This window comes from Streptomyces sp. 15-116A (genome assembly GCF_025290915.1).
Lineage (GTDB): Bacteria > Actinomycetota > Actinomycetes > Streptomycetales > Streptomycetaceae > Streptomyces.
Window position 1 is genome coordinate 1 of sequence record NZ_JAOCQE010000342.1, and the last position, 5,776, is coordinate 5,776.

The window sequence follows — 5,776 nt, forward strand, 5'->3', positions numbered from 1 at the left end:
GCCGCCGGCTGATCCACCCCTTGCGAGGCCCCGCGGACATATGCGGCGGGAAGAATACGGGAGCCAGAATTCCGTATTCTTCCCGCCGTTTTTCATGGTGCGGGAAATTCCGGTACGGCGGGCGCTGGAGGACCGCTTGAAAGACTCTCCATGTCCGCTTGTGGCTCCCTTTCGGCGGTGTTGGCGCGCCTTGTCGGCGGGGTGGGCGCTGATTACTGTCGTTCCCGTATCCAGGAACCCGTCGGAAAAACCGGAAAGAAATCCACGGAAAACGCCGGGACCGCCGGAAGAACCGAATTCACCGGACGAGGAAAGAGGCGTACGACATGACCGGTCAGTGGCGAACGGAAGGGGCGCCGTCCGCCCACGGGCACGGCACCGGCACGGAGCAGGCAGCGCTGCTGCTGGCCGGTATGGAGACCCTGCGCGGCACCGATCCCGAGCTGGCGCTGCTGCTCGACGCCGAGGTGCGCAGCCAGAATGCCACCCTGGCGATGATCGCCTCCGCGAGCATCGCCGACCCCTCGGTCCTCGCCGCCGGCGGGGCCGCGCTGTCCAACGTCACCGCCGAGGGCTACCCCGGCAACCGCTACCACCCCGGCGCCGCCCGCTTCGACGAGATCGAGCGGATCGCGGTGGAGCGGGCCAAGGACCTGTTCGGCGCCGCCTACGCCAATGTGCAGCCGCACTCCTGCTCCTCGGCCAACCTGGCCGTGCTCTCCGCGCTGGTCCCGCCGGGCGGCACCATCCTCGGCCTGGACCTGGACGCCGGCGGCCATCTCACCCACGGCTCCGCCGCCTCCGTGACCGGCCGGCACTTCCACGCCGTCCACTACGGCCTGGACACCGCCGGCCGGATCGACTTCGGCCAGGTCGCCGCGCTGGCGGCCGAGCACCGGCCGAAGGTGATCATCGCCGGGGCCAGCGCCTACCCGCGCACCGTCGACTTCGCGCGCTTCCGCGCCATCGCCGACACCGTCGGCGCCTACCTCCTCGCCGACATCTCGCACATCGCCGGACTGGTCGCGGCGGGCGAGCACCCCAGCCCGGTGAACGTCGCCCACCTCACCACCACCTCCACCTACAAGCAGCTCGGCGGCCCGCGCGGCGGGCTGATCCTGAGCGGCACGGAACACCGCACTCCCGGCCCGGACGGACGCACCCCGCTGTCCCGGCTGATGCAGCGCGCGGTCTTCCCGCAGTCGCAGGGCACCCCCAGCCCGGCTGCCATCGCCGCCAAGGCCCGCGCGTTCGCGCTGGCCGCCGAGCCCCGGTTCCGCGAGACCGCCCGCCTGATCGTCACCTCGGCCGCCGCCCTCGCCGACGAGCTGGCCGAACTCGGCCACCGGGTGCTCACCGGCGGCACCGACAACCACATGGTGCTGCTCGACATCGGCACCTTCGGGCTGACCGGAGTGGTCGCCGAGCGTGCCCTGGAGGACTGCGGGATCCTCGCCAACCGCAACCGCATCCCCGGCGACACCAAGCCGCCGCTGGTCACCAGCGGCCTGCGGCTCGGCACCAACATCCTCGCCCAGCGCGGCATGGGCCCCGAGCAGGCCCGCCGCTGCGCCCGCCTGGTGCACGCCGTGCTGAACGCCACCGTCCCGCTCGGCGACACCGAGTACCGCATCGACGCCGACCAGGCCGCCGGTTTCCGCGCCGAGGTGCGCGAGCTGTGCGCCCGCCACCCGCTGCCCCTGGAGATCCGCGAGGGCAGCCTCGCCCCCCTGATTGGAGCCGGCCAGTGAACCACGACCGCAAGGACACCGCCCCCGTGCTGCTGCCGGCCGACCGGCCGCGCCGCCCCGGGGTCCTGCCCCGCTGCTCGGCCGTGGCACGAGCCGCCCTCGCCGTCCCGGCCGGGACGCACGGCACGGCCCGGGACGAGGCGCTGACCGCGGCGTTCGCCGCCCTGCTGTGGCGCTGCACCGGCCAGCAGGACCTCTCCTTCGCCCGCACCGGCCCCGACGGCACCGAGCAGGTCCACGTCACCGTCACCGGCGAGTCCACCCTCCGGCAGATCACCGCCGCCCTCACCACCGGGCCCCTCACCGGCACCACCCCCGTCGCCCTGCGCTTCGCCACCACCGGCGAACCCGCCACGGACGACGGGCCGTACGAGCTGCGGCTGACCGTGGACGACGGAGGCGGCCTGGAACTCTCCTACGACCCGGGCCTCTTCGAGGCCGCCACCGCCGAACGGCTCCTCGGCCACGCCGTCACCCTCGCCGAGGACGCCCTCGGCCGCCCCGAGGAGCCGGTCGCGACCCTCCGGCTGCTCTCCGACGAGGAACTGCACCGCGTCCTCGTCGAGTGGAACCGCACCGAGACCGACCTCCCGGCCGCCGCCGGCTGCCTCCACGAGGCGTTCCAGGCGCAGGCGGCCCGCCGGCCCGGCGCGAGCGCCCTGATCCACCGCGGGGAGCACTTCACCTACGAGCGGGTCAACACGGAGGCCAACCGCCTCGCCCACCATCTGCGCACCCTCGGCGTCGGCCCCGACGTCCGGGTCGGCCTCTGCCTGCGGCGCTCACCGGAGCTCCTCGTCGGCATCCTCGGCATCCTCAAGGCCGGCGGCGCCTACGTCCCGCTCGACCCGGACTACCCCACCGAACGCATCGCCACCATGGCCGAGGGAAGCGCCTGCACGATCAGCGTCACCACACGGTCCCTGGCCGGCCGGCTCCCCAGCGGCCAGAGCGCCCCGGTGCTGCTCGGCGAGGACGGCACCGACCTGTCGGCGTCGCCCGGCCACGACCCCGAGCCGCTCGCCGGCCCGGACCACCTCTGCTACGTCATCCACACCTCGGGCTCCACCGGCGCCCCCAAGCCCATCGCCCTGGAACACCGCGGGGTGATGAACAACCTCGCCGACCTCAACTCCCGCTTCGGCGCGGGCGAGGACGACGCGGTGCTCTCGCTCTCCTCGCCCAGCTTCGACATGTCCGTCTACGAGTACCTGGGCATCACCGCGGCCGGCGGCACCGTCGTCGTCCCCGACCCGGACCGCATCAAGGACCCCGCCCACTGGGCCGAGCTCCTCACCGCCCACCGGGTCACCGTCTGGAACACCGCCCCGGCTCTCCTCGAACTCCTCGTCGACCACCTGGAGCAGAGCGGCGCCGCCCCGGTCACCTCGCTGCGCGCCGCCATGCTCGGCGGCGACTGGATCCCCGTCCCGCTCCCCGACCGCGCCCGCCGCGTCGCCCCGCACCTGCGGATCCTCGCCCTCGGCGGCGTCACCGAGGCCTCCATCCACTCCACGGTCTACGAGGTGGGAGAGGTCGGCCCCGACTGGCCGAGCATCCCCTACGGCCGTCCGATGGCCAACCAGCGCACCTACCTCCTCGACGACGCCCTCCAGCCGGTCCCGCCGGGCGTCCCCGGCGAGCTGTACATCGCCGGCACCGGCGTCGCCCGCGGCTACCTCAACCGCCCCGAACTGACCGCCGAACGCTTCTTCACCTGGACCCACGCCGGGGTCACCGAACGTCTCTACCGCACCGGCGACATGGCCCGGTACGGCGCCGACGGACTGATCGAACTGCTCGGCCGCAAGGACTTCCAGGTCAAGCTGAACGGGCTGCGCATCGAACTCGGCGAGATCGAGGCGGTGCTGCGCTCCCACCCGGACGTGCAGCAGAGCGCGGTCCTCGCCCACCGCGGGCAGCTGGTCGCCTACGTGGTCACCGAGGCCGGACAGCGGACCGGCGCCGAGGTGCTTCAGGCACTGCGGGAGCTGACGGAGCAGAAGCTGCCCGCGTACATGGTGCCGAAGACCATCACCCCGCTGGACGCCCTGCCGCTCACCCCGAACGGCAAGGTCGACCGCAAGGGGCTGCCCGAGCCCGAGCCGGAGGGCACCGCCTACCGCGCGCCGGCCGCCGGGACCGAGCAGCAGCTGGCCGAGGTCTTCGCCGACGTCCTGGACCTGGACCGGGTGGGCGCCGACGACGACTTCGTCGTCCTGGGCGGCGACTCCATCAAGGCCATCCAGGTGGTCACCCGGTCCCGCGCCCGCGGCCTGACCGTCACCGCCCGGCAGGTCCTGGAACTGCGCACGGTCGCCGCCATCAGCGCGGCCGCCACCCCGGGCGCCGCGCCGCAGCAGGAGGACACCGGGCCCCTCGTCGACCTCGACGAGGCGTCCCTGGCCGCCTTCCGCCGCGCCTACCCCGGGCTCACCGAGGTGTGGCCGCTGACCCCGATGCAGTCCGGCATGCTCTTCGAGTCGATGCTCGGCGACAGCGGCGCCGACACCTACCAGCTGCAGACCGTCTACCGCCTCGCCGGCCCGGTCGACTCCGCCCGGCTGCGGGCGGCCGGGCAGGCCCTGCTCGACCGGCACACCGGCCTGCGCGTCGCCTTCGCCCCGGACGCCTCGGGCGAGCTGCGGCAGATCGTGCAGGACGGGATCGTCCTGCCCTGGCAGGAGAAGGACCTCGGCGACCTCACCGACCCCGAGCGGGACGAGGCGCTGGCCGCCTTCCTCGCCGAGGACCGTGCCCGCCGCTTCGACGTGGCCGCCGCGCCGCTGCTGCGCATGACCCTGGTCCGCACCGGGCCGGAGCGATCCGTCCTCGTCCTGACCACCCATCACGCGATCCTCGACGGCTGGTCGGAGCAGGTGATCGCGCGTGAGCTGCCCCGCCTGTACGCGGCCGACGGGCAGGGCGACGGCCCGGCCCCCGGCTACCGGTCCTATCTGGCCTGGCTGAACGGCCAGGACCGTGAGGCGAGCGCCCGCGCCTGGGCCCAGGAGCTGGCCGGCCTGGACGGGCCGACCCTGGTGGCGCCCGAGGCGGGGGTCCGCCCCGCGGCCGCCGAGGTCGGCGAGATCACGCTGGCGCAGGCACCCGGCGAGACGGCGGAGTTCGCCCGCGTCGCGGCCCGGCTCGGCATCACCGTCAACACCCTCGTGCAGGGCGCCTGGGCGGTGCTGGTCTCCCAGCTGGCCGGACGCCAGGACGTGGTGTTCGGCGCGGCGGTCTCCGGCCGCCCCGGCACCCTGCCGGGCGTGGAGTCGATGGTCGGCCTGTTCATCAACAGCCTTCCGGTGCGGGCGCGCTGCGCCCCCTCGGACACCGTCGCCGCCCTGCTGACCGGCCTCCAGCGGCGGCAGACCGCGCTGCTCGACCACCATCACCACGGCCTGACCGACATCCACCAGGCCACCGGCCTGGACGCGCTGTTCGACACCCTGGTGGCCTTCCAGTCCTTCCCCGCCGACGAGTCCGGCTCCGAGGACGCGGCACGGGCGGCCGGCTTCGAGGTCACCTCGGTGGACTCGGTGGGCGGCGCCAACTACCCGCTGGCGCTGATCGTCGAGGACGGCCGGCTGACCCTGCAGTACCAGCGGCACCTGTTCGACCGGACCGCGGCCGGTGAGATCGCCGCCCGCTTCCACCATGTCCTGCGGCAGCTGGCGGACGACCCGGAGCGCAGGCTGGCCTCGGTCGACGTCCTGCTGCCCGCCGAACGCGATCTGCTGACCGCCCGCTACGCCGTGAACGGCCCCCTCCCCGAGGAGGACGGCGAGAGCGTGCCGGAGCTGTTCCGGCGGCAGGCCGCCGTGGCGCCCGGCACCGTCGCCCTCACCAGCGACGGCACCTCGCTGACCTACCGGCAGCTGGACGAGCTCACCGACCGGGCGGCCCGCGGCCTGGCCCGCCTCGGCGCCGGACCGGGCACGGTGGTGGCGCTCGCGCTGCCCCGCTCACCGGAGCTGGCCGTCGCCCTGCTCGCCACCGCCAAGGCCGGCGCCGGCTGGGTC

The 5,776-nt window shown here is 74.1% G+C and carries 2 protein-coding genes; both read left to right on the forward strand.

The features are described 5' to 3' along the window. Window positions 1-413 precede the first annotated feature (413 nt). Complete coding sequence (glyA, locus tag N4P33_RS31640) at window positions 414-1,751, forward strand: serine hydroxymethyltransferase (protein WP_399030479.1); 1,338 nt, start codon at window positions 414-416, stop codon at window positions 1,749-1,751. Continuing rightward, on the forward strand, window positions 1,748-5,776 hold a 4,029-nt coding region (locus tag N4P33_RS31645; protein WP_260830387.1), incomplete at its 3' end, for an amino acid adenylation domain-containing protein. The genes glyA and N4P33_RS31645, both read left to right, overlap by 4 nt.